This is a genomic window from Algoriphagus sp. TR-M9 (assembly GCF_027594545.1).
GTDB classification, from domain to species: domain Bacteria; phylum Bacteroidota; class Bacteroidia; order Cytophagales; family Cyclobacteriaceae; genus Algoriphagus; species Algoriphagus halophytocola.
The window spans coordinates 1,870,839-1,895,189 of record NZ_CP115160.1 but is presented as its reverse complement, the minus strand read 5'-3'; the positions used below and the strand labels follow the sequence as shown (position 1 = coordinate 1,895,189).

The window sequence follows — 24,351 nt, the reverse complement described above, 5'->3', positions numbered from 1 at the left end:
GGCAGAAAAGGAGCTTTTTAAAATAACCCCAATTGTTCTTCATCATCTTCATCTTTCTTGACCGACAAATCTATAGTAGTTCCCACGTCTAGGTCTTCATCATCTTTTTGCTCCTCTGCTTTACCCACCGGCTTTTTGTCCTTCACTGACTCAAGCAACTGGATAGATTTGACCTCATAGGTGGATAGTTTATTTCCTACCGCTCTCCAGCCTTTCACATCGATGAGCATATCCAGGTCATACTCCATTTCCTCTTCTTGCTTATTCTTCATCAAGAGCACTTTCACCTGAGGTTGTTTTTCAGAAGAAATCACCGCTAAATGGGAATTTCTATGATCAGAAATAAAGTTGAATTTCTTGTTCAGGGTAGTAGTTTCCACTTGGAATCTCTTTACATAATAGCTTTTACTAGCCCCGTCAAAGTAAATGGCTGATAGCACTTTATCGGGATCAAACTTCTCGATCAACAATACATTTGGTGCATCGTACCTATTGGTCAGCTCGAAACTGGTCAGCTCATAATCTCCACTCTTATAGCATACAATTACCCGGTCATCACCTAGGAAATTCCCTATTTTTTTACCTCGCTCTTCGGTATTCAGTCTGCCCACTACCGAGTCGTAATAGATGTCCAGACCTCCAAGTGTGGATACACCTTCCATTTTGAGTTGGATTTTGCGGACTGGATATCTGGTCATGATATTCCCACCTGCTCCACGTCCTTTGATATCTATGGAAGCAAAATCAAAATCAAAAACTTTCACCCTGGCTTTTGCCCCCTGGGTAAGATAAACAGTAACGATTTCTGCCTCTCCGTTTGAATTTGCAGTCAAGTAGAGCACTTTACTTCCTTTGGTTCCTTTGGTGAGCGGATACTCTTTATCCCGAGTCACTGCCAAAACCTGGAAACGCTTAACCATTGCTCTGCCCGTGGCTCCATCAAGGTAAATAAGGTTGTAAACCATTCGCTCGTCACCCTTGCGGAAAACTCCTACATAGAGAATATCCTTGCCCATGAAGTTCTTTTCCTGAATTTTGGATACCATACATACCCCGTCCTTTCGGATCACTATGATATCGTCCAGATCCGAGCAATCACTGACGAATTCTTCTTTCTTTAAAGCATAGCCCACAAAACCATCCTTACGATTGACGTAAAGCTTGGCGTTGTTTGCTGCTACTACATTGGCCTGTATGGTATCAAACTCTCTGATTTCAGTTTTACGCTCCCTGCCTTTGCCATACTTGGCTAGCAAATTCTGATAATAGAGAATCGCATAGTCCGTCAGGTGCCTCAAATGGTGATTGACTTCCTTGAGCTCGTCCTGAAGTTTTTTCATCAGCTCATCAGCCTTGAAAGCATCAAACTTGGATATTCTCTTTATCTTAATTTCAGTCAATCGAACCAGGTCGTCTGTGGTGATTTCCCTATAAAAATCAGGCTTATATGGATCTAGCCCCTTGTCTATGGCTTCCAGCACCTCTTCCCAAGTGGTACACTCTTCTATATCTCGGTAAATTCTGTTTTCAATGAATATTTTTTCCAGGGAAGAAAACAATAATTTCTCCATCAGTTCACCTTTACGGATCTCTAGCTCACGTTTCAGTAAGGCTTTGGTCTGCTTGGTGTTGTATTTCAGGATATCATTGACAGTCAGGAATACCGGCGTGTCTTTGACGATCACACAGGCATTGGGAGATATAGAGACCTCGCAATCCGTAAATGCATATAGGGCGTCAATAGTGACATTTGGGGAAGTACCCGATGCGAGCTGTATGGCAATCTCCACATCCTTGGCAGTATTGTCTACTACTTTTTTGATTTTGATCTTGCCTTTATCGTTTGCCTTCAGGATAGATTCTATCAAAGAATCTGTAGTAGTACCATAAGGTATCTCTTTGATCAATAAAGTCTTGCTATCCTCCTCTTCTATCCTTGCTCTAACCTTGATCTTACCGCCACGAAGTCCTTCATTATATTCAGAAAAATCTGCCAGCCCGCCTGTAATGAAATCCGGTAAAATATTGGTTTCATTTCCTTTCAATACCTCAATAGAAGCTTCGATCAACTCACAGAAGTTATGAGGTAGAATCTTGGTAGAAAGCCCCACAGCGATCCCTTCCACTCCCTGAGCTAGCAATAAGGGGAATTTTACCGGGAGGGTGACGGGTTCTCTTTTTCTTCCATCATAGGAAACCTGCCATTCAGTGGTCTGCGCATTGAAGAGGATTTCCAAAGCAAACTTTGAAAGCCTGGCCTCGATGTATCTTGCCGCTGCTGCACGGTCACCGGTGCGCACATCTCCCCAGTTACCCTGGGTTTCTATCAACAGTTCTTTTTGGCCCAGGTTCACGATGGCATCTCCAATGGAAGCATCTCCGTGCGGGTGATATTGCATGGATTGACCGATGATATTGGCCACCTTATTGAACCGGCCATCATCCATCTCCTTCATGGCATGCAAAATCCTGCGCTGCACTGGTTTCAATCCATCCTCTATCGCAGGTACTGCCCGCTCCAATATCACATAAGATGCATAGTCTAAAAACCACTCCTTATACATTCCCGTCACCGGGACTGCATTCTGCATCGCATCATCTGAATTTTCTGGTAATTCCTTTTCTTCACTCATCGTATAATCCAATAATTATAAAGCCGGAAAGTCAAAAAGACCAAGCCAGCCGAGATCATAATTCAAATAATTATTTATTTCACCTAAACCCGAAGCGCAATTACTGCAGCACCAGAGCATATTTATTAAGCCGCCTCATTCTCATCGCTTTCTCCTACATTATTTTTAGGATCATCCAGTGCCAAGTCCTTTTCGATCTTCAGATTCTTGATGATGAAATTCTGCCTGTTTGGTGTATTCTTACCCATATAAAAGGTCAAGAGATCTGCGATCTTGGTTTCCTTATTGAGGATAATCGGCTCCAGGCGGATATCTTCACCTATAAACCCGCCAAATTCCTCCGGCGAAATCTCTCCCAGCCCTTTAAATCGGGTAATCTCGGGTTTACCTCCCAGTTTGTGAATGGCACGCTGCCGCTCCTCATCCGAGTAGCAATAGATGGTTTCCTTCTTATTTCGCACTCTGAAAAGTGGGGTTTCCAGAATAAACAAATGACCATTTTTTACCAAGTCAGGAAAAAACTGTAGAAAATAGGTCATCACCAGCAGTCGAATATGCATTCCATCAACATCGGCATCCGTGGCAATCACAATTTTTCTATAGCGAAGATTTTCAATGCCATCTTCTATATTCAATGCATGCTGCAGAAGGTTGAATTCTTCATTTTCATATACCACTTTTTTGGTCATACCAAAACAGTTCAGTGGCTTTCCTCGCAGTGAAAATACCGCCTGAGTCTGTACATCACGGGATTTAGTAATGGAACCTGAGGCCGAATCTCCCTCGGTAAGGAAAAGCATGGTATTATTCTTTGCATCTTCATTTGCCTTCGGATCATCGTAGTGCACCCGGCAATCTCTCAGCTTTTTGTTATGTAGATTGGCTTTTTTAGCCCGCTCATTTGCCAGCTTTTTAATTCCCGAAATTTCCTTTCGTTCTCTTTCTGATTGTAAAATCCTTTTCAGGAGTGCATCTGCCACCGCCGGGTTTTTATGCAGGTAATTGTCCAGCTCCACCTTTAGGAAATCATTGACGAAAGTACGCACAGTAGGCCCATCAGGTCCTACAGATTGAGATCCTAATTTGGTCTTGGTCTGAGACTCAAAAACCGGCTCCTGAACTCGTATAGATATGGATGCTACTATACTCTGCCGAATGTCGGAGGCATCATAATCCTTTTTGAAAAACTCCCGAACGGTACGGACTACAGATTCCCTAAATGCCGCGAGGTGTGTACCACCCTGGGTGGTGTACTGCCCGTTGACAAAAGAATAATACTCTTCCCCATATTGATTGGAGTGAGTGATTGCGACTTCTATATCATTGCCTTTGAGGTGAATGATGGGATATCGCTGACTTTCCTCGTCTATTTTATTGGATAGTAAATCGTAAAGCCCTCTGTCCGAGAAATACTTTTTACCATTGAAATTTATGGTCAGACCTGCATTTAGATAAGCATAGTTCCAAATTTGGTTTTCCAGGTATTCTGGAATGAAGTGATAATTCTTAAAAATGCTTGCATCTGGGCTAAAAACCACCTTAGTCCCATTTCGGTCGGAGGTTTTGGTCACCGGGGCGTCATTTACCAGATTACCCTTTTCAAATTCTGCCACTTTGGTTTGCCCATCTCTGTACGCTTGTACTTTGAAAAAGTCGGACAGGGCATTCACAGCTTTTGTACCCACACCGTTTAGTCCTACTGACTTTTGGAATGCGCCGGAATCATACTTACCGCCGGTATTGATTTTAGACACACAGTCTATAACCTTCCCCAGAGGGATGCCACGGCCATAATCCCGTACTTCCACCTTATGCTCAGAGATTTTGACTTCTATGGTCCTGCCATACCCCATCATGTGTTCATCGATAGAATTGTCCAGAACCTCCTTGACCAATACGTAGATGCCATCATCCTGAGCACTTCCATCTCCAAGCTTACCGATATACATCCCTGGCCGCAGACGGATATGCTCCCTCCAATCGAGAGATTTGATACTATCTTCTGTATATTTTACTGAATCTGCCATAGTTAGTTAATCTCAGGTTTGACTTATGACTTATTTTTTACCTGTGTGAATTTGCCCACCAAAATGATGAAGAAACTGACCACCCAAACCGCAAAGAGAATAGGTATCAGGTAAAAAAACAGGTTGTATTCGCTGGCAGCGAGTTCTTCCTGATTGTTCAGCGCATGAGTATAAAACACCAAAAACGCCAAACTGAAGTTAATAATCCCCCCAAAAGAGTAAAACCAGGTAAGGAAATAATCGCGGTAATTGTCTCCCTTTGGAAAAACACTACTCAGACTTCTGTTACTTTTTGTCTCCAGCAACTTAGGCGGGAGTAGAACTGCCAGGTTAATGATAATAAAGGCCGCGATCATTCCATAGAAGAATGAACTCCTGCTGATCAGCTCAGCTCCACTGTCCAGGCTATAGCTTACCTTTTCCGGTAAAGCTGCATAGAAGTACAATAAGAAGAAAACAAATAAGGCAATGCTAAGAAAATAGAAGGATTTTCCGAATCGGTGATACATAATCGAAGGGTATTGAATGCGCTAATATAAAGGATTTGAGCAAACAGATTCGGACTATTCGTACATCCTTTTATCTTTATATTTGCCAATTAGCGTCAGAATAAAGCCCAAAATAATGAATCTCAGTCCAGTAGTAATTGCCATCCCCATGTATTTCATTTTGATGGCTATTGAAATGATCGCCCTGCGATTTCAAAAACATCCGGGTTACCGGCTAAATGATGCCATCACTAATATCAACTGCGGCGTACTCTCCCAGGTGACCGGAGTTTTTATCAAAGTCCTGTCCATAGGCATTTATACCTTGATTTTTGAAAAAGCAGCTCTTTTTCAAATTCCCAATACGATATGGACTTTCCTCCTCTTGTTCTTCCTTTATGACTTTTGCTATTATTGGGCACATAGGATGAGTCATGAAATTAACCTGTTCTGGGGAGGACACGTAGTTCATCACTCCAGCGAAGAGTATAATCTCTCTGTAGCCTTGCGGCAAAGTAGTACCCAGACCCTCTGGACCTTCTTCTTTTATTTTCCTCTAGCTTTTCTGGGTTTTGATCCGGTTATGTTGGTGTTGGCCTCTGGTATTAATTTGCTGTACCAATTCTGGATTCACACCGAAGCCATCGGCAAAATGGGTTTTCTGGAACACTTCCTCAACACGCCTTCTCATCACAGAGTGCATCATGGACGAAATCCTAAATACATAGATAAAAATCACGGTGGCACATTTATACTTTTCGACAAGTGGTTTGGTACATTTCAGAAAGAAGAGGAAACACCCACTTACGGAATCACCACTCCGGTCAACAGCTGGAACCCGGTATGGGTAAACCTGGCACACTATGCTACTATGAAGCAGGAGCTAAAGCAAATCAAAAACTGGTCTGACAAGGTAAAGTACCTGGTCAAGAAGCCGGGCTGGCTTCCAGAGTACCTTGGCGGATACCGTAGCCCAAAAGAAATAGAAAGCAATTACCAGAAATTTGACACCGTAGTGCCCAGCACGATGAACTGGTATGTACTTGTACAATATACCCTCCTACTGGTGCTCACTGGATATTTCCTTTTCGAAGTAAACAATTTCACCTGGCTGCCAAAGGTGCTCATCAGTGCCATCATCATTTGGACTACGGTAAGTTTCTCAGGTATATTCGAAAAGAGAAGCTGGTACTTTCCGCAGGAGGTTTTGCGAATTTTAGCTTTTGCAGGCATTGTGTTTTTCATCGGTCAAACTCTCCTACCTTTGCCAATTCTTTATCCTGCATTGGGTACCTTTGCAGCATTCTCTATCACCTGGCTGTGGAAAAACCAACAGCTCAATTCAAAAATCCCTTCGGCCTCGCTTTAAATTCATGCGCAGAATCAACTTCACCCTTCTAGTCATCAGTATGCTTTTTGCTTTTTCCTGCAGTTCCAAGCTGGAAACTGGAGCCATTAACATTTCCAACTGGAAAGCAGACCGCTATGGTTGCAAAGGCCTTAGACTACAGGATTTGGATGCTTTTGAAGAAATGAGGCATACTTTTCTGGGTGCAGATAACCAGGCTATCATCAAAACATTTGGTAGGCCAGACCGAGTGGAATTGGCTGACAAAAGCCAAAGCTTCTTTTTTTACTTCTTGGAGCCTAGCCAGACGTGTGAAGGGGTAGAAATAGAAAAAGAACCTCTGAAGGTTCTTTTTCGAATGAATTCATTGAGCAGGGTATCTGAGGTTACAGTTACAAACCTGAACCCATAAAACACAAAGCCGCAGCTCCAAGGGTGCCGGCATTGTTTTCTAAAGTTGCTTTTTTCAGTACCAAGTCTTTACCATAATACTGGGAAAGGTACTGCTTGATGGTCCGCTCTAGCGTAGGCATCATAAACTCCAATCCGGCGGATATCCCACCTCCAAAATACACGTCGGTGACATCCAGAATACGAATAGCAGAAACTATAGCCTCCCCCATGATCATTCCTACTTCCTCGAAAACCATCAAAGATACCGGGTTACCGGCCTTGGCAGTATCCACTAAGAGGTGAGTTCCTAGGGTTGCCCCCACCAGTTCTCCTGCTTTCTCAGGATAGGCTGCTATCATTCTGGACATGATATTCAGGATTCCCTGTCTACCGATCAGCGTCTCTAGTCGGGCACTGCCTTTGGAAAGCATGTGACCCATCTCCATGGCATTACCTCTGGAACCTTTGAACACCTGGCCATCTAAGACCAGGGCACTACCTATGCCGGTTCCCATAGTAATGAAAAGAAAATTTTCAGCTGGATCATCTTTCCCAAAATAAAACTCACCAATAGCTGCTGCAGCAGCATCGTTTTCCAATGAAAACTCATGATCTGGGTAAGCTTCTTCCAGTCCGCCTTTTAAATTGAAACCGTTTAAGTCTGGGATGGCAGGGATTTCAATGGCCGTGGTTCTGTCTTTGGAGATCATACCGGGCAGGCCGATCCCAATATTTTTGACTTGGGGATATTTCTTCAAGTATTTGCCTAAACCTTTAATAAAACACGGTCCAAAACCATCAGGATCATCACGGTAAGGAGTGGTATCCTCTTTTTCAAAGTCTAAAATATTTCCTTGCTTATCTACAAGTCCGATTTTCAAATGGGTTCCCCCCACGTCCACACCTAGGAAGTGCGCCTCCTGATTTTGCATAGTATTATTAATAGGTTTATGTCTTCAAAAAAGCAAAAGAAATATTTTACTTCCTATAATCCTTCCCAATCTGCTGGAAAATTTTGAAAACTGCAGGGCAAACAAGCGTATTTTTAAGCGTTAAAGTTAAAATTCCGTGCATTTTTTTACGATTGGTATGGGGATATTCTCTGCAGGCCTTGGGCCTATCCTCGTACACCAGGCATTTATTATCCTCATTCAAGAATGGACAGGGCGAAGAATTCAATACAAAATCCCCTTCTTCATCCCGGTGCAGATACTCCTCGATAAACCCACTGCTTTTCATCCTGAAGACCTTGGCCAATCTATCAATATCCGTATTCAGAAAAATAGGACTGGTAGTCTTGCAGCAATTAGCACAATCCAAACAGTCAATTTCCTCAAACACTTCGTCATTGAGCTGACTGAACTGCTCATCCAGCACCTTTGGTTTTACCTTTCTGAGACGGTTCTTCAATTTCTGATTAGAAGAATATTCTGACTTACTCTCTCTCCTGAAATTTTCAAGGTCTATTTCCAATTTTTCAGAATTTATTACTTTTTAAAAACTTAATTCCCAAAGGGAAATTTTGCATAATTGATAGACTTTCAGTAACTTATAATACACTAAATCACTCCAGCTATGAAAATCCATCCCTCAGAATTGTATTTCTATCATTCGCCGTCGCAGCCAGTAGATAAGCAGACTCTGGCATACGCCAAATCCATTGCGCCCTTTGTCAATTCCATTGATTTGTCCAAGGAAAAGCTCACACCCACCCAGTGGTATAGCCTCTTGCTCAAGCTGCAGCTGAGAGCGAAAGACCTGCTCAACCGTGCAGATCCGGAATACCAGCGAAATATCGCCGGCAAAAACTGGGACGAGGAAAGTTGGCTGAATATATTGGTGAAATCTCCCAATCTGGTGAAGGCACCTATCGCTTTACTACGAAATCACGCGATACTCTGTCTAACTCCCACGGATATACTCAAGCTCAATTCGATCCGTTCAAACTAATCCCATCTGGCTGAATCTGAATCATGCGGGCTTTATAAAGTTGGCCTATGCACTGTTTAAAATGCTTCTTACTCATCCCCAGTTCAGCCTTGATCGCCTCCGGATCAGACTTGTCATGCAAAGCCAAAAATCCTTTTGATTCCAAAATCGAAAGGATTTTTTCTGACCCCTCGTCATATTTTGCGCGGCCGGGAGCCAATAACTGTAAGTCCAGCTTTCCGTCCTCTCTGTTTTTCTTGATAAATAGCTTGCGCACCTCTCCCATTTCCAGTGGCTGAAATACTTCATTTTTATAAAGCAGCCCCTCAAACTCATTTTCCACCAGCACTTTAAAACCCAAATCCGTCTCTTCAAAAATCATCCCGCTCACTTCCTTGCCAGCCTCCCAGTCCAAAGGCGAAAGCCGGATAAAATCTCGGTACTTATTCACCCCGATCAGTCTATTGGTTTTATAGTCCAAGCAGACTTTTACCAGATATTTCTCCCCGACTTCCATGTTTTTGCCCATCTCTGAGTTGGGAACCAAGAGGTCTTTTGGCAAGCCCCAGTCTAAAAAAGCACCAAAGGAGGTCACTTCTTTCACTTCCAGAACCGCAAATTCATCCAATAAAACCTTAGGTTTTTGGGTCACAGCCACCGGCCGATCTTCGCTGTCTGTATAGACAAAAACTTCTACCTCATCCCCCTCTTTTTCCTCTCCCTTTAGATAGCCTTGGGGCAAAAGCACTTCTTCACCTGAACTTAAAGCTAAATAAGCCCCGAAATCCGTGAAGCGATTGATGGGTAATTTTGAAATTAAACCGAGTTCGTTCATAGCTCAAAGGTAGGTAATTCTATCAGTTTGAAAGGAATCTTTAAGCACATTGCCAAGCATTAATCCCACAGCAAAAAAATTGGAATTAGACATTTACGCCATTAGCTTTGGGCAGGTCTTCGGATCAGTTAAACCCAAATAAATCACTTTTCAACTCACGTACTTCATGATAAACAATATCTCAGTAATAGGTTCTGGTACCATGGGAAATGGCATTGCCCATGTTTTTGCACAGCACGGATACCAAGTCAATCTGATTGACCTCAAAGATGATTTCTTACAAAAAGCCCTCGCTACCATTAGCAAGAATCTGGATAGGCAAGTGAGTAAGGAAGTGCTTACCGAAACAGAAAAAATGCAAGCCCTGGACAGAATCAATACTTTCACTGACTTGGAAGCTGGCATACAAAACGCAGACCTAGTAGTAGAGGCGGCCACAGAAAGCATGGACATCAAGCTTGATTTATTTAGAAAAATAGATCAATTCTCCCCTGCTGCAGCCATTTTAGCGAGCAATACTTCCTCTATTTCCATTACTAAAATAGCTGCCGTCACCCAACGTCCAGCGCAGGTGATCGGCATGCACTTTATGAACCCAGTACCGGTGATGAAACTAGTGGAAGTGATAAGAGGGTACGCGACTTCTGATGAGGTTACCTCTACAATCATGCAGCTTGCCAAAGACCTTTCCAAAGAGCCGGTAGAAGTCAATGATTACCCGGGGTTTGTGGCAAATCGAATCCTTATGCCTATGATTAACGAGGCGATATATTCCCTCTATGAAGGTGTGGCCGGAATCCAGGAAATAGATACCGTGATGAAACTGGGCATGGCGCATCCTATGGGACCATTGCAACTGGCAGATTTTATAGGGCTGGACGTTTGTCTTTCTATCCTGCGCGTACTTCAGGAGGGTTTTGGTAATCCCAAATACGCCCCATGCCCCCTACTCGTGAATATGGTAACGGCAGGCTACAAAGGCGTAAAAACAGGCGAGGGATTCTACAAATACACCAAAGCAAGCAAAGAGTTAGTGGTCTCGGATAGATTCTTAAAGTAAAAGAAATGCACATAGCAGTATCTGGAAACATCGGCAGTGGTAAGACCACACTGACCGAAAAACTAGCCAAACATTATGGCTGGAAAGCTGAATTTGAAGCTGTAGATAACAACCCTTATCTTCCTGATTTTTATGAGGATATGAAAAGATGGGCTTTCCATTTGCAAGTTTATTTTCTGAATTCTAGATTCAACCAAATCAAAAAGATTCAGGATAGCGAAAACCCCACCATTCAGGATAGAACTATCTACGAGGATGCGTATATTTTTGCGGCCAATCTGCATAAAAGTAAGCTCATGACTGAGCGGGACTATGCCAATTACCTAAGTTTATTTGACAGTATGATCTCGCATGTAAAAGCACCCGACCTGCTGATCTACCTCAAAGCAGATATTCCTAAACTGGTCGGGCAAATAGAAAAGCGAGGAAGAAGCTATGAGACCACTATGCGGATCGATTACCTGAAAAACCTAAATAGCCACTATGAAGACTGGATCAATGGATATAAGGAGGGTAAACTACTGGTAATCGATGTGAACAATTTGGATTTTGTGGAGCGGGCAGACGATTTTGCTTTCGTAGTTGAGAAAGTGGACCGGGAGATCTTTGGTTTATTCGCTTAGGATTTGGGCCCATTCATGGGTTCCTACCATATTTTGACTGACCCTCACACCCATTTTCATGTTGTGAAAGAGAGATCAGTCTTGATACTTTCTATTAAACCAGTTCAATAGCATCACGCGCTGTTCTTCTTTGGGATTAATGAGCAACTGATCCAGTCGCTTTAGAGATCCACCTGTCATCAGGGTTTCGAAAGGAGTAATTCTATGCAACTTATAGCCATGAATTCTGGTTTGGAGATCCATTTGAGCGTCGTTATAAGCAAATAATTTCCAGCCTATAGCACCATTTCCTGAAAAGTCACCTGGCTCACTTCCGGCACCAAAACAGTGCTTGGCAATGGGAGGTCCATACCAAACCCTTTCTTGCATACCTACCTTGAGACACTCCTTTTCAAAGCTCCTACAAAGCCGTCGTTGAGCATCTACAAATTCAAAATTCAATTCATTATAGAGATCTGATCTAAAAGAAATTAGCCTATATCTATTAAAGTGGAGTTCATCGTCATAGAGGAAGAGGTTTCTGCCGATTTTGAAATCGAACCTAAACTTTTCCAACAAAGGTCCCCCTTTTTTTCCACCCAGGTCTTCATATATTTCTGCAAGCCAGTTTTTTCCTTTTTGGTCCAGAAAATCAGGCTTGGCTACTAACTCAAACTCACGCTCGAAATCCACCTCGCCTTCCCTTAGGATCAGGTCTAGCTGCCGAGTCATTAGATTGTCCATTTTACTTCTTTTTTCAGCTTTTGCTGCTGCTATTAATTCTTCTCTTCCTTTACTTCCGAACCTATTCTTTCTTCCAGGTTTCCTTTGGAGCCTGGGAAAGTAGTTCTTTGGGAAATGTCATATCCTATCCATAGCATGATCAACATGAACAGCACAAATAGTATCAGAAATATTTTCTTGTTCTTCTGCATCTCAGATTTCCTTTAAACCAGAATGGCGCAAAATTAACCATTCAGCGGTCTTTTTGTTGCTTTTATACTAATAATATCAAACTCTCCCCCGCTTAATTTATGCTTTTTGAAAAATGTGATTAATTTTAGAATAAGTGCCAAACAGACTTTTTCCTATTCATACCATTTTGTAAGCAATATGTACCAACTCATCAGTGAGCAAGCCATCTACCAGTACTTTGGAGAAGATGATCCGGAAATGATCCGGGAAATGATCCAAATCATACTCGACACCAACATTGTGGATCTTAAAGAGCTAGATGGATTTTACCAAGAAGAAGACTTTGCTTCCATCAAAAAACGCTGTCACAAAGCAAAACCCAGTATGAGCTACATAGGTGCCCTGCAAACCCGTAAATTATTGGAAGCTATTGAAAATGACTTAAGGAATTCGCAAGCTCTCAATGAGGAGCTTCAAAGTCAATTGCAACTCATCGAAAGCGAATTAGCAGCCTTTCTAGCTAAGATTTAAGAATATCAGCATAAAACCAAACCAACTAAATATGCAGCGAAAACTAATGTTTCTGCCTTTGCTTTTTATTGCCCTGTTTCAGGCCAAGGCACAGTCCGAATTGAGTGTAGAATACATCATGAGAGATCCCAGCTGGATGGGTACTTTCCCTTCCAGTGCATCATGGAGTGATGATTCTGAAACTATTTATTTTCGGTACAATCTGGATCAGGATCCGGCTGATTCCTTATACAAAATCCAGCTGAATCGGGACCAAAAAATCTCAAAAGTATCCTGGCTGGAACTACGGTCCAGAGAACGTGACGAGGCGAGCTATAATGCGGATAAAACCCTTCGTTTATATCAGATCGATGAAAAACTAATGTTAGAAGACCTATCTTCCGGCAACACTGAGGTACTGCTGGAGTGGCCAGAGAATTTTGCAGACCCCAAGTTTCTTGCCAATGAAGAAGAAATCGCCTTTAGCTCAAAGGCAAATATCTACATCTATAACCTATCCAGTAAAACCATACGCAAAGCCACCAATATTTCCACAAGTTCCAAACCAAAGGATAATTCAAAGGGAAATGCTACGGACTTACCTTGGCTGGAGTCGGAAAACCTAGAACTGCTCGCTGTAGTCCGTGAAAGAGAGGAAAAAAGTAAAATGAGAAAAGACTACCGGGAATCCTTTCAAGACGGGGAGGTAGAGGAGTTTGTGTATTACACAGAAGGAAAGTCCCCGGTAAACCTACAGCTTTCTCCGGATGGCAAATTTGCCAGTTTTACCATCTATAATTCCTCCAACAGTAAAAACACCAAAGTGCCCGACTATGTAGATGCATCAGGCTACACCGTGGATCTTAATGCCCGGGCAAAAGTGGGAACCTCTACTCCTGCCCAAGCGGAAATCGGAATCTACGATTTAGAGCAGGATACGGTCTATTTCCTGACCGCTTCGGAACTTCCTGGTATCAAAGACCTACCCGATTATGTATCCGATTACCCAGACAAAACCTGGGAGGAAAAAGAAAGAACAGTCAGTTTTTCCAGTCCATATTTTTCTCCAGATGGCAGCAGAGCAATTATCAATATTCGATCTACAGATAATAAAGACAGGTGGATAGCAGAAATTGACCTGAATTCAGGTAAACTTAAAACCCTTGATCGCCAGCGTGATGAGGCATGGATCGCCGGTCCGGGCATAGGCTGGTCATTTTCTGGGGGAACCATGGGATGGCTACCGGACAACAAGCACATTTATTTTCAATCTGAAGAAAGTGGTTATTCCCACCTGTATTTGCTGGATGTGAGCACTGGGGAAAAGAAAGCTTTGACCTCAGGAAAATATGAAGTCTTTGATCCTTTCCTCTCCAAAGACAAAAAATCCTGGTATTTCACCAGCTCAGAAGTAGATCCAGGCGAGCGTCATTTTTATCAAATGCCCTTGATGGGCGGTAAGGCGGTCAAGCTGACTTCCATGACTGGAAACAACGATGTAAGTCTTTCTCCAGATGAGAAAAAGCTCGCCATTGTATATTCTTATAGTAACAAGCCTGCAGAGCTTTACCTACAGGACAATAAAGCTGGTGCAAAGGCTGTTCAGCTCACAGCTGGTCAAAGCGATGAATTTAAAGCTTACAACTGGAGGGATCCGCAAATTGTAAGATTTACTGCTGAGGATGGCGCTCAGGTGCCTGCTAGACTGTACACGCCCGACCCAGCCAAAAAGAACGGTGCTGCAGTAGTCTTTGTCCATGGTGCCGGATATTTACAAAATGTCCATAAATGGTGGAGCAGTTACTTTAGAGAGTACATGTTTCATAATTTATTGACAGATTTAGGTTATACTGTTTTGGACATAGATTACCGTGGTTCTGCGGGATATGGGAGAGATTGGAGAACAGGCATCTACCGCCATATGGGTGGCAAAGACCTTTCTGACCAAGTGGATGGAGTGAAATATCTCATCGAAAATCACGGGGTAGATCCAGACCGCGTAGGCTTGTATGGAGGCAGCTATGGTGGTTTTATCACACTTATGGCACTTTTCAATGCTTCTGACACATTCAAGTCCGGAGCAGCACTCCGCTCAGTGACAGATTGGGCGCATTACAATCACGGCTACACCTCCAATATCCTGAACACACCCGAAGAGGACCCTATTGCTTACCGACGTTCCTCTCCTATTTACTTTGCCGAAGGACTTAAAGGAAACTTACTAATGGCGCATGGCATGGTAGATGTAAATGTTCATTTTCAGGACGTAGTGAGGCTATCCCAGCGGTTTATCGAGCTGGGAAAAGATAATTGGGAAATGGCGATTTATCCTGTGGAAGATCACGGATTCGTAGAGCCAAGTTCCTGGACAGATGAGTATAAACGGATTTTGAAGCTGTTCAATAACACCTTGCTGCAAGAGTAAAAATTGGTGTAATGCATAAAAAAAAGAGTCCCGGACACCCGGGACTCTTTTTAGTTTAGGTATGAGCAACCTTGCCCATACAGAACTTAACTCATCAACAATTCAATAATCTGTGCCGGGGCTTGTACTCCAGCTACTTTATCATCTTCCAGCTCTTTGTGAAGCTCATATTCCAACTCGAATATCAAGCCTGAAACGAACACCTTGTCCATCTGCAGATCGCCTTCAAATGATGCATATTTTCCTTTTCCAGTCAGGTCTATTCCATATTGGGTGAACACCTTGGAAATCTTACGGAGGTTAGCAATATTATTCATTGGGTATTTATTTTATCCGCTTACCGTATAAGTCCGGTAAGCGGGTTATTGTTTATTTATAGGTTAAACGTAAGCAGCAGCTTCAGATTCAAACTCCTCTACGTCAGTCTCTTCTAGCTCAATCTGTTTCTTTTCAGACTTCCCGATTTTGAACATAAACCGATCGAATAAGTAGTAAATCACCGGAACCACTACCAGCGTCAAAAACATAGACGAAAGTAGGCCCCCAATAATTACCCAAGCCAAGCTATTTTTCCATTCGGCACCTGCTCCAGTAGCCAATGCAATAGGCATCATACCTATCACCATCGCGATGGTAGTCATCAAAATCGGACGGAAACGAATCTTAACTGCCTTTTCCAAGGCGGTCTTGACTTCCACTCCTTCAGCTTTAAGCTGATTGGTGAAATCGACCAATAGAATCGCATTCTTTGCCACAAGTCCCATGAGCATAATCAACCCCATGATGGAAAAGATACTGAGCGTGCCTTTGGTGAGTGCCAAAGCCAATAAGGAACCGATCAATGCCATAGGAAGTGAGAACATCACCACCAATGGATAGACATAGGAATCATACAGGGCAACCATGATCAGGTAGATCAAAATGATAGATGCCAAAAGCGCAATTCCTAAGGAACCAAAACCTTCTGCCTGGTTTTTCATATCTCCATCATAGTTGATCTGCACTTGCTGGGGAAGGTCCATCGCCTCTATCGCAGCAGTCAATTCTGCCCCTACTGTTCCAGAAGGAACACCGGCTACCTGAGAAGTGATTTTCACAGAAGAAACACGGTCCCTTCTTTCCAGCTTGGTAGGGCCTTCCGACTGATTAACTGTCGCAAACTGCTCGAGTTTCACCAATTGACCGCTTCTATTCAGGAATGTAAGGTTCTGAACATCAGAGATTGACTTCCTGTCAAACTCATTCAGTTTTACCAGAATATCGTATTCGTAATCACCATCAGTATATTTCGAATCGTCGTTCCCGTTAAATGCTACTTGAAGTGCTCCGCCCACCATGTCCATGGAAAGCCCCAGCTCATTCATTTTATAGCGATCTACTTCCACACGGATTTCTGGGTTACCATCTTCCAGCGAGCTTTCTATCTTTCTTGTACCTTTTAATCCGGCTAGAATCCCTTCAATTTTTTCAGAAACTATACGAATAGAATCCTTATCCGGACCAGATACGATTACCTGAATCGGTGCATCATTCGCAGTACCCATGATAGATATAGGCACTCCGGTGTATTCTGCTCCTGTGATATTTTCTTCCAGATAGTTTTCAAGTTGTCTGGCATAATCAGGCCCGGTCATGCTTCTATGCTCTGGCCCAACTAGCTTCACCAAAATCTCAGATGTAAATGAAGAAGATTGGGAACCCGTAAACTGGCCAGAAGTCACACCTACTGTGGTAAACACCTCTGTGACCTCAGGAAGCGTTCTCAGGTAATCTTCTACCTCGCGAGTCTTGAAATTGGTTTGCTCCAATGTGGCATCCTTAGGGAGCTCCAGTCTAAGTAGGAATTCCCCTCTATCTCCTTCAGAAACGAATTCGGAACCTATAAATCCTTTGATCACCAAAAAGAAAGAGGAAATGAAAAGGACAAGGGTGATTCCTAATAAAGCGATTTTGTGTGCAAAACCCCATCTCAAAATCCCGATCAACCAATCCACAAATGCATCCAAACCTGCTTCAAACCCATAGACAATTTTGCCAAAGAATGAATCCTTATCCAAATGCTCCAGTTTGGAGAATCTAGAGGTCAAAAGAGGAATCAAAGTAAATGCGACTAACAGGGAAATCAGGGTAGCAGCAGCTACTGTAATACTGAACTGGGTCAAAATACCCGAAATCAAACCACCCGTCATCGCAAGAGGCACGAACACCACTACAATAACCAAGGTAATGGAAACCACCGTAGCTCCGATTTCGCGGATACCGTCATAGGAAGCCTGTGCGATATTTTTCCCCATTTCCAGGTGCCTGTAAATATTTTCTATCACCACGATGGCATCATCCACCAGGATACCTACCACCAGCGAAAGTGCCAGTAAGGACATCAGGTTCAGGGTAAAACCTGCCAGGAACATCACTGTAAATGTTGCTACTATGGAAGCCGGCACAGCTACCATTACGATGATCGCATTTCGTATACTGTGTAGGAACAGCAGCATGATCAGCGCCACCAATACTACCGCAATAACCAAATCCGTGATCACATGATTGGCTGCTTCCAATGTAAACTCAGATGTATTTTGGGAGATCTGGAAAGAAACGCCCTCAGCGGTATAGGTCTGCTCCAGGATTTGAAGCTCCTGCTCCAACACCTCCGAAACTTCTACTGCATTGGCATCAGACTGCTTTTGTACTGTTAAACCAATCGCCGATTTACCATTTAATCTGGTCAGGATTTCCTCGTCTTTAAAGGAATCCTGGACTTCAGCTACTTCTTTCAATTGTATAGGAGATTCGTCATTACGGTAAGCAATCACGAGGTTTTCTATATCCTGAATATTCTGAAATTTACCTGCAAGACGAATCAACACCTGTCCCTCATTATCTTTTAGCCTACCCGTGGGAAAATCCAGATTACTGGCATTGATAGTCTGAGCTACAGAAATCGGTGAAATACCGTAAGCGTCCAGTTTATTCCGGTCCAAGTTAACTTTGATTTCACGCTCGGTACCACCTAGCATATTCACTTGGGCCACACCTTTTATCTGAGCTAGAGATGGTTGGATTTTGTTTTTTACCAAATCATAGAACTCTGATGGATTTAAGTTGGAGTACACTGCCAGCTGCATGATAGGCAAATCATCTAAATCAAATTTGCCCAAACTCGGTGGATCTGCATCATCTGGCAAGTCGCCTAGGATGGCGTTGATTTTACGCTGTGCGTCCTGTAAGGAATAATCTACGTCTTCGCCTGCTTCCAATTCTATGGTGATAATGGAGATACTTTCCTGTGAAATGGAATTCATGGATTTTATCCCTTCCAAGGAAGCCACTGCATCCTCGATCTTCTTCGTCACTGAGGTTTCTACTTCCGTTGGTGCTGCTCCAGGATAAACCGTAGAGATGGTCACCACGTTGGTTTCCATTTTTGGCAAAAGCTCATAAGACAGCTGGGTGTAGGAGAAAATCCCCAGTAAAGTCAGTACGGTAAAGAGGACGACCACCATGGTCGACCGCTGAATGGATATTTTAGTGATTTGCATGGTTTACTGTACTTTGACTTTGGTTCCTTCTTTCACATTGATCAGACCTGAGGCGATCACTTCGTCTCCGGCTTTTAAGCCGTCCAAAATCTCCACCGTTCCATCATCCAAAGGGTTGATTTTTACTGGCTGGTAGACTGCTACCCCATTTTTGATCAGGTAAACACCCGGATCTTTTAGGCTTCCTGCGATAGACTTTCTATCGATTTTCAGCACTTTTTCATCCTGAGAAAATTTAAACTGAGCGGTACCAAACATACCTGGTTTGATCTGATCCTGATTTTTGCTGTTCATTACCAGCTCCACTTCGTATTTAAATGAAGCATCAGCCATATCAGAAATGAAATGCACTTTGCCGGTAAATTCCTGATTGGAGATCGCGTTTACTTTAACCGGGATTTCATCTCCGATTTTCACCTTAGAGATTTCGCTCTCGGTCACATTCACGCTAAGTTTAAGTGGCGATTTATTGATGATGTCTGCTAATGGCATTCCTGGACTTACCAAAGCACCCATTTCATAATAATCCTCATTGATAAAACCGGAGATTGGGGCGGTCACCTGAGTATCATCCAGCCTTTTTTGCAAGGCTGCCAACTGAGCATCAGCGATTTTGAAGGCCTTTTCATTTTCTTCCAATTGTTTTTTGGTGATGGCATCTGTATTTGCCAGATTTTCAAAGCGCTTCAGGTCTTTTTCAGCCTGGTCTCTATTCAGCTTGGCAATGGTATACTCGGAGCGGATCAGGCGGTCATCGATCTGCACGATCAAGTCGCCCCTTTTCACAAAGCTTCCTTTTTTCTTATAGATTTTAACTACTGCACCAGAGGTTTCGGACATCAGTTTCAGCTCCTGTGAAGGTTCAAATACTCCATTGGCCTCGAAGTTCCTGTTTACCGTCTTCTCTTCCACCTTTTGGACAGTCACCGAGATATACTCGCTGGATTTCATGGCCAGGGTGGCAGCTTCGTTCATTTCTTCTTTGTTTGTGTAGAGTGTGAAGGCCACTGCTCCTACTCCTACTAGAAGTAAGGCTATGATGATTAATTTTTTCATGGCTGGTATTAGTTTTCGATTATTGGATAAGGTTTTTGATTTTCCCGGTGGAATTAAGAATTTCCAACTGCGCTATTCTCACCTGAATGATTTGATTATTATAGTTGGTTTGTGCTTGCCGCTGGGTAGTCTCTGCATCCAGCAGATCAGTAAGCGGGCTGAGTCCTTCCTTATATAGCAAGGTGGTTTCGTCCAGCACATCTTCTGCCAGGGCTAGGTTGTCCTGAAGAGATTCCAAGGTGCTCAGCGAAGAGTAATATTTGTTTATCGCATTCTGATATTCCAGGGATGCAGCGTCTTCAGCTTGCAATCTATCCAGCTGAAGTTGGGAGGCTCTCACCTTAGACTGTGCCGCTTTGTTTTTGGTAGTGAATCCATCAAAAATCGGAATCTGAAGCTTTAAGCCTATCAAAAACCCCTGATACCATACCTTATTTTGGCTGATGAAATCAAAGTCCTGGGAAAAAGCATTTTTATTAAAATCTGCAAATCCAACCAAGGAAGGCTGATGCTCCGCTTTGATATTTTTGTATTCATACTCGTACAGCTGCTCCTGAACTCCCAAAATCTGAATATCCTTTCGGTCAAAAATATTAAAGTCCTGGATCTTAAAATCCTGTACTTTTTGATTCATATCAGCGATGGATCTATCCAGATTGATCGGAGTATCCACCGGAATTCCCATGACCAATTTCAGGTAACCTTCCCGCTGATAGATAGAGATCTCCAGGTTTTCCAACTCACTTTTGATGGAAGTCAGGTTGACCTTCACCCGATTTAAATCCACTTTTCTGGCCAGGTCATTTTCATACTGCGCCTGCAGGATTTTCTCCAAACTTTGCAGCTGATCTATATTTGCCAGAAGGTTTTCCTTTTGAAGTTCAGCCTGAATGGTGGCCAGGTAGTTCATGGAAATCTCATGAATCACATCCTCTTCGGACTGCTGCGCCAGCAAGCGGTAAAACTCCTCTCCTGTCTTGGCTGCTTTCAGGCCTATGAGGTAAGAATTACTGAAAATCAGCTGATTCAGTTCCAAACCCGCCTTAAGTGACTGGGGCACACCCAAAGAGATCACCTCTATATCCCCAGGGTCTCCACCGAAAATCCCCCCTGGCACAGCCTGAGGAAACACATCGATGAAATTATTGTATTGACCATAGGCGGATAATTGTGGCAGGCCAGCTCCACGGATCTCATTTCGCTGATACATGGCGGATTCTTCATCCAAGACCGCTTTTTTGAAATCCCGGTTATTTTTCAAACCGATCTGTATGCTTTCCTTCAGCGTCAAAGTGTCCGGTAATGCAAACTGCTCCGATTGATCCTGTGCAGACAGCGTGACAGGACCTAGAAGGAATGTAGAGTAAATTAGAAACTTTCGTAACATTCTATTTTGTAGTAGTTATTTTTGAAAATAATAGTTGGTTCTGTGTTTAAAGAACTTAAAATTCAAATTTTTTTAAGCTCTTTGTCTTTTAAATCTTTCGAAAAGAACGGGGATTTCTTTTTTGAAGAATGCCAGAAACTCCGAAAAATCCTTCATTTTACAGTTGAACTCAGGGGTTTTATCTGTTCTCACCTCCAAAACCTCATCGATGAATTTTTGAATTTCGGCGATATTCTCCAGCTCTTTTTCGAAATCGCTTCTCCAGTCACTCACCTTAAGCGCAAAGTACCTTTTTCGATCTCCGGGTCGGGTAGAATACACACATCTACCTTTTGCCTGTAAGAAGGTTAAAGCATTACTCACGGCGCTTTTACTTACCCCAAGCTGCTCTACGATTTCATCAAATGAAACCTCTCCTTCATCATGTACCAAAAGCAGTCCGATAATCCTTCCCACCAAAGGCTGCATTCCTTTATGCTCATGGAAGACTCCGATTCGCTCGATCAGCTCCTTATGTTTTTCTGTTAAAATCATCTACAATTAATTTGGGTCATGCAGGTACAACGGGACAAATATAGAGAAAGTTCAGTTAGTTCTGCAAATAGAGAACCGAATAATTTTTCAAATTGTCTAATTGAAGGAATAGATAACATAAAAATGAAAATATAGAGGCTACCCAAGGTGACTTTTATCTACTGGATGATGAACTAGACCTGCGCCAAAGATTTTTTGACGGTGTTTTTCTCCCCAGATATGAAGCGCAGAGATTACATCCTTAAGCGTCTCCCCATAGGGAGTCATGGTATATTCCACCGTCACAGGAAAGGTATCATAGACTTTCCGCTTCACCAGTTGATTTAATTCCAAATCCCGTAATTCCTTTGAAAGCATGCGGTCGGTAATGCCGGGAACCTGTCTGGAAATTTCAGAAAACCGCTTGTAGCCGTGAAGCAAAGCTACGATGATTGGAAGCTTCCACTTTCCACTTAATACATCCAATGCATCCTGAACCGGACGGATTATCCCGGTGCATTGGCTATGGTTTGACTTATCTGGTTTTTCCATATGGCAAATATTAGAAGTGAACTACTGAACTATACCAAAGTATAGCACTATACCAGAGTATAGTACTTACAAATGTATAGCTAATTACGATAAGTTTGTGCCAAATAATAACACTATGACTAATAAAATTATCTATTGGACTGCCACAGGCTTAATCTCACTCATGATGCTATTTAGCGCTTATGCTTATTTTGCCGACCCGAATGTTTCCGCAGGATTTACGGCTATGGGATTCAAGGATTTCTTCAGGATAGAACTAGGAATCGCAAAAATTCTGGGAGTCATCGTACTTCTAATCCCAGCTTTTCCAAAGTTGGTAAAGGAATGGGCTTATGCAGGTTTTGGCATCACATTTATCTCAGCATTCATTGCTCATGCTGCGAATGGGGATCCAGTTTCGGCTTTGATGATGCCGTTGGTAGCGTTGGGATTACTGGTCGTGTCCAGGATTTTCCTAGCAAGGATCAATGGTTAAACCTCTTATCCAAAAAGCATCCTATGAGGAATCCCAGGACGCTTTTTGGATTTTTTACGAGTAAAGGGTGAGAACTAAAATCGGAACAAATACATTTGATGTACGACTAATCCTTTGAATTATGGCTCTGATTTACGTTAAAAATATGGTTTGCCCTAGATGCATTGCATCTGTATCAGATACATTAGACCAACTTGAAATCACCTTTACCTCAGTTGATTTGGGGAAAATAAGGCTGGAATCTCCTTTAAATAGCAGACAAACGATCCAATTGGCTGAAACCTTAAAAAACCATGGTTTTGAACTCCTGGAGAACGGCAAGTCAACTTTAATTTCCCAGATCAAAAGTATCCTTATCGAGCGCATACAGCATTCTGATGAAAATAAATCTGAAAACTATTCAAGTTTTATCTCCGAAAGCCTAAACCATGAATACACTTATCTGAGCAGGCTATTTTCCCAAGTAGAAGGAATCACCATAGAGAAATACATCACTAAATTAAAGGTAGAGCGGATTAAGGAATTGATTTTTTATCAGGAAAAAACACTTTCTGAGATTGCTGACCTCTTGAATTACAGCAGCGTAGCTTACCTTTCTGCCCAGTTTAAAAAAGAAACAGGGATGAGTCCAAGCCAATTCAAAAAACAAGGCTTAGGTAAACGAAAAGGATTGGACGAAGTGTGAATGGAGTAATTTCCCAAATGTGTAAATCCAGTTTAAAGGCTTCTACAATGTTTACAAGTCAAATCACATGACATCCAGCATTTTTTTACAAATCAACTGCTGGATATGTAATTTTTATAGCAATTGTACACTTCAAAGACAAATCATTTTCTTCGCCACTTATCAATTATAAATTTTTATTGCCTTTAAAAATTCCTTTACTTGCTTTTTCAAATTAACTAACCCAAGATTAAATTGTCTTATTTTTATACAAATGCCCTAGAAGATAAATCTATCGAGAGCTTGTGGTCAGGCTTGCGCTCGGGAGACAAATCTGCCCTGGAGGCTATTTACAGGCAATTTATACACGATTTATTCAGCTTTGGCATGAGCCTACATGCAGATGAAACCTTGGTTAAGGATGCTATACAGGATGTGTTTATTGATATATGGAATTATAGAAGTAAACTTTGCCAGGATGCTAATGTCAAGCAGTATCTTTTTAAGGCTCTTTCCAATAGAATTCATAAGGAACTAGGTAAAAATGCCAAAAGAACGGCACTTCACTGGACTACAGACCAAGAATCACTGAGCGATTCTGCAGAGGAGATTTTGATCCAAAATCAACAGCAATCCGAAACCACTGCCAAAATGAAAGTAGCCATGGAGAAATTACCGATTCGGCAAAAAGAAGTATTGCAATACCTCTACTTCGAAAAGCTCAGCTACGAGGAAACTTCCAAACTTTTGGACATCAATATCCGCTCCACCTATACCTTGGCCTGGAAAGCTATCAATGCACTGAAAAAGGCTATTCTACTTTTAGTTATTTTTTTCTGAAATCTTTTTTTTAAAAACCTCGGAGAACGCAGAGAATGACACAGCGTACAAAGGTTTGCTAAAACCCAAATCTGCCTTGAGGTCATTTACGATTTACGCTTTCATCTGAACCACTACACTTATTATATGCGCCACATTGGACAAGTCCTTCTGATTTTGT

At 42.4% G+C, this 24,351-nt stretch carries 24 protein-coding genes; 10 read left to right on the top strand and 14 right to left on the bottom strand.

Translation table 11 applies throughout. The annotated features are described in order from the left end of the window. Nucleotides 1-17 precede the first annotated feature (17 nt). The 3 genes from PBT90_RS08255 to PBT90_RS08245 form a co-directional block, all read right to left on the bottom strand. Nucleotides 18-2,633 carry a DNA gyrase/topoisomerase IV subunit A gene (locus tag PBT90_RS08255; protein ID WP_264809914.1) on the bottom strand — a complete coding sequence of 872 codons (2,616 nt, stop codon included), beginning with the start codon at nucleotides 2,631-2,633 and terminating at the stop codon, nucleotides 18-20. 125 nt (nucleotides 2,634-2,758) lie between these two features. Continuing rightward, entirely contained in the window at nucleotides 2,759-4,660 is a 1,902-nt protein-coding gene (locus PBT90_RS08250; protein ID WP_264809913.1) for a DNA topoisomerase IV subunit B, read from the bottom strand. 23 nt (nucleotides 4,661-4,683) lie between these two features. After that, nucleotides 4,684-5,169: a DNA topoisomerase IV gene (locus PBT90_RS08245; protein ID WP_264809912.1), complete on the bottom strand. Its 486-nt coding sequence runs from the start codon at nucleotides 5,167-5,169 to the stop codon at nucleotides 4,684-4,686. Nucleotides 5,170-5,284: 115 nt separating this feature from the next. On the opposite strand from PBT90_RS08245, the gene PBT90_RS08240 reads away from it, so the two are divergent. Then, entirely contained in the window at nucleotides 5,285-6,517 is a 1,233-nt protein-coding gene (locus PBT90_RS08240) for a sterol desaturase family protein (protein WP_264809911.1), read from the top strand. A 4-nt stretch (nucleotides 6,518-6,521) separates the two neighbouring features. After that, on the top strand, nucleotides 6,522-6,908 hold the full coding sequence (locus PBT90_RS08235; protein WP_264809910.1) for a hypothetical protein: 387 nt from the start codon (nucleotides 6,522-6,524) through the stop codon (nucleotides 6,906-6,908). On the opposite strand, the gene PBT90_RS08230 is transcribed toward PBT90_RS08235, so the two are convergent. Both PBT90_RS08230 and PBT90_RS08225 read right to left on the bottom strand, forming a co-directional pair. Then, the gene (locus PBT90_RS08230; protein WP_264809909.1) at nucleotides 6,889-7,821 is read right to left on the bottom strand and encodes an ROK family protein; all 933 of its coding nucleotides are present in this window, start codon (nucleotides 7,819-7,821) and stop codon (nucleotides 6,889-6,891) included. The two genes, PBT90_RS08235 and PBT90_RS08230, sit on opposite strands and share 20 nt — an antisense overlap. Before the next feature lie 46 nt (nucleotides 7,822-7,867). Continuing rightward, on the bottom strand, nucleotides 7,868-8,356 hold the full coding sequence (locus PBT90_RS08225) for a YkgJ family cysteine cluster protein (protein ID WP_264811428.1): 489 nt from the start codon (nucleotides 8,354-8,356) through the stop codon (nucleotides 7,868-7,870). 108 nt (nucleotides 8,357-8,464) lie between these two features. Between PBT90_RS08225 and PBT90_RS08220 the strand changes: the two genes are divergently transcribed. Further along, nucleotides 8,465-8,839, top strand: coding sequence for an arsenate reductase family protein (locus tag PBT90_RS08220; protein WP_264809908.1), 375 nt, complete (start codon nucleotides 8,465-8,467; stop codon nucleotides 8,837-8,839). Here the strand turns inward: PBT90_RS08220 and PBT90_RS08215 are convergent. Next, entirely contained in the window at nucleotides 8,817-9,653 is an 837-nt protein-coding gene (locus tag PBT90_RS08215; protein WP_264809907.1) for a CvfB family protein, read from the bottom strand. The two genes, PBT90_RS08220 and PBT90_RS08215, sit on opposite strands and share 23 nt — an antisense overlap. Before the next feature lie 169 nt (nucleotides 9,654-9,822). On the opposite strand from PBT90_RS08215, the gene PBT90_RS08210 reads away from it, so the two are divergent. After that, complete coding sequence (locus tag PBT90_RS08210; protein ID WP_264811427.1) at nucleotides 9,823-10,713, top strand: 3-hydroxyacyl-CoA dehydrogenase family protein; 891 nt, start codon at nucleotides 9,823-9,825, stop codon at nucleotides 10,711-10,713. Nucleotides 10,714-10,718: 5 nt separating this feature from the next. Then, the gene (locus tag PBT90_RS08205; RefSeq protein WP_264809906.1) at nucleotides 10,719-11,336 is read left to right on the top strand and encodes a deoxynucleoside kinase; all 618 of its coding nucleotides are present in this window, start codon (nucleotides 10,719-10,721) and stop codon (nucleotides 11,334-11,336) included. Nucleotides 11,337-11,411: 75 nt separating this feature from the next. On the opposite strand, the gene PBT90_RS08200 is transcribed toward PBT90_RS08205, so the two are convergent. Next, nucleotides 11,412-12,059: a DUF7255 family protein gene (locus PBT90_RS08200; RefSeq protein ID WP_264809905.1), complete on the bottom strand. Its 648-nt coding sequence runs from the start codon at nucleotides 12,057-12,059 to the stop codon at nucleotides 11,412-11,414. A gap of 32 nt (nucleotides 12,060-12,091) precedes the next feature. Further along, complete coding sequence (locus PBT90_RS08195; RefSeq protein WP_264809904.1) at nucleotides 12,092-12,250, bottom strand: hypothetical protein; 159 nt, start codon at nucleotides 12,248-12,250, stop codon at nucleotides 12,092-12,094. A 178-nt stretch (nucleotides 12,251-12,428) separates the two neighbouring features. Between PBT90_RS08195 and PBT90_RS08190 the strand changes: the two genes are divergently transcribed. Next, nucleotides 12,429-12,761, top strand: coding sequence for an Hpt domain-containing protein (locus tag PBT90_RS08190; protein ID WP_264809903.1), 333 nt, complete (start codon nucleotides 12,429-12,431; stop codon nucleotides 12,759-12,761). A 31-nt stretch (nucleotides 12,762-12,792) separates the two neighbouring features. Next, nucleotides 12,793-15,165 carry a S9 family peptidase gene (locus tag PBT90_RS08185; RefSeq protein ID WP_264809902.1) on the top strand — a complete coding sequence of 791 codons (2,373 nt, stop codon included), beginning with the start codon at nucleotides 12,793-12,795 and terminating at the stop codon, nucleotides 15,163-15,165. 86 nt (nucleotides 15,166-15,251) lie between these two features. Here PBT90_RS08185 and PBT90_RS08180 read toward each other — a convergent pair whose 3' ends face one another. From PBT90_RS08180 to PBT90_RS08155, 6 genes are all read right to left on the bottom strand, one after another. Continuing rightward, on the bottom strand, nucleotides 15,252-15,482 hold the full coding sequence (locus tag PBT90_RS08180) for an acyl carrier protein (protein WP_264809901.1): 231 nt from the start codon (nucleotides 15,480-15,482) through the stop codon (nucleotides 15,252-15,254). Between the two features lie 63 nt (nucleotides 15,483-15,545). Further along, nucleotides 15,546-18,704, bottom strand: a complete 3,159-nt coding sequence (locus PBT90_RS08175) for an efflux RND transporter permease subunit (protein WP_264809900.1) — start codon at nucleotides 18,702-18,704, stop codon at nucleotides 15,546-15,548. Nucleotides 18,705-18,707: 3 nt separating this feature from the next. Then, nucleotides 18,708-19,760: an efflux RND transporter periplasmic adaptor subunit gene (locus PBT90_RS08170; protein ID WP_264809899.1), complete on the bottom strand. Its 1,053-nt coding sequence runs from the start codon at nucleotides 19,758-19,760 to the stop codon at nucleotides 18,708-18,710. 19 nt (nucleotides 19,761-19,779) lie between these two features. Beyond that, nucleotides 19,780-21,147, bottom strand: coding sequence for a TolC family protein (locus tag PBT90_RS08165; protein WP_264809898.1), 1,368 nt, complete (start codon nucleotides 21,145-21,147; stop codon nucleotides 19,780-19,782). A gap of 72 nt (nucleotides 21,148-21,219) precedes the next feature. Next, entirely contained in the window at nucleotides 21,220-21,681 is a 462-nt protein-coding gene (locus tag PBT90_RS08160; protein WP_264809897.1) for a GbsR/MarR family transcriptional regulator, read from the bottom strand. A gap of 138 nt (nucleotides 21,682-21,819) precedes the next feature. Continuing rightward, on the bottom strand, nucleotides 21,820-22,212 hold the full coding sequence (locus PBT90_RS08155; RefSeq protein ID WP_264809896.1) for a winged helix-turn-helix transcriptional regulator: 393 nt from the start codon (nucleotides 22,210-22,212) through the stop codon (nucleotides 21,820-21,822). A 115-nt stretch (nucleotides 22,213-22,327) separates the two neighbouring features. Between PBT90_RS08155 and PBT90_RS08150 the strand changes: the two genes are divergently transcribed. The 3 genes from PBT90_RS08150 (at nucleotide 22,328) to PBT90_RS08140 (ending at nucleotide 24,191) form a co-directional block, all read left to right on the top strand. Then, nucleotides 22,328-22,687 (top strand): DoxX family protein, encoded by a 360-nt coding sequence (locus PBT90_RS08150; protein WP_264809895.1) that lies wholly within the window; start codon nucleotides 22,328-22,330, stop codon nucleotides 22,685-22,687. A 121-nt stretch (nucleotides 22,688-22,808) separates the two neighbouring features. Further along, nucleotides 22,809-23,372: a helix-turn-helix domain-containing protein gene (locus tag PBT90_RS08145; protein WP_264809894.1), complete on the top strand. Its 564-nt coding sequence runs from the start codon at nucleotides 22,809-22,811 to the stop codon at nucleotides 23,370-23,372. 234 nt (nucleotides 23,373-23,606) lie between these two features. After that, the gene (locus PBT90_RS08140) at nucleotides 23,607-24,191 is read left to right on the top strand and encodes an RNA polymerase sigma factor (protein WP_270132623.1); all 585 of its coding nucleotides are present in this window, start codon (nucleotides 23,607-23,609) and stop codon (nucleotides 24,189-24,191) included. The last annotated feature ends 160 nt before the right edge of the window (nucleotides 24,192-24,351 follow it).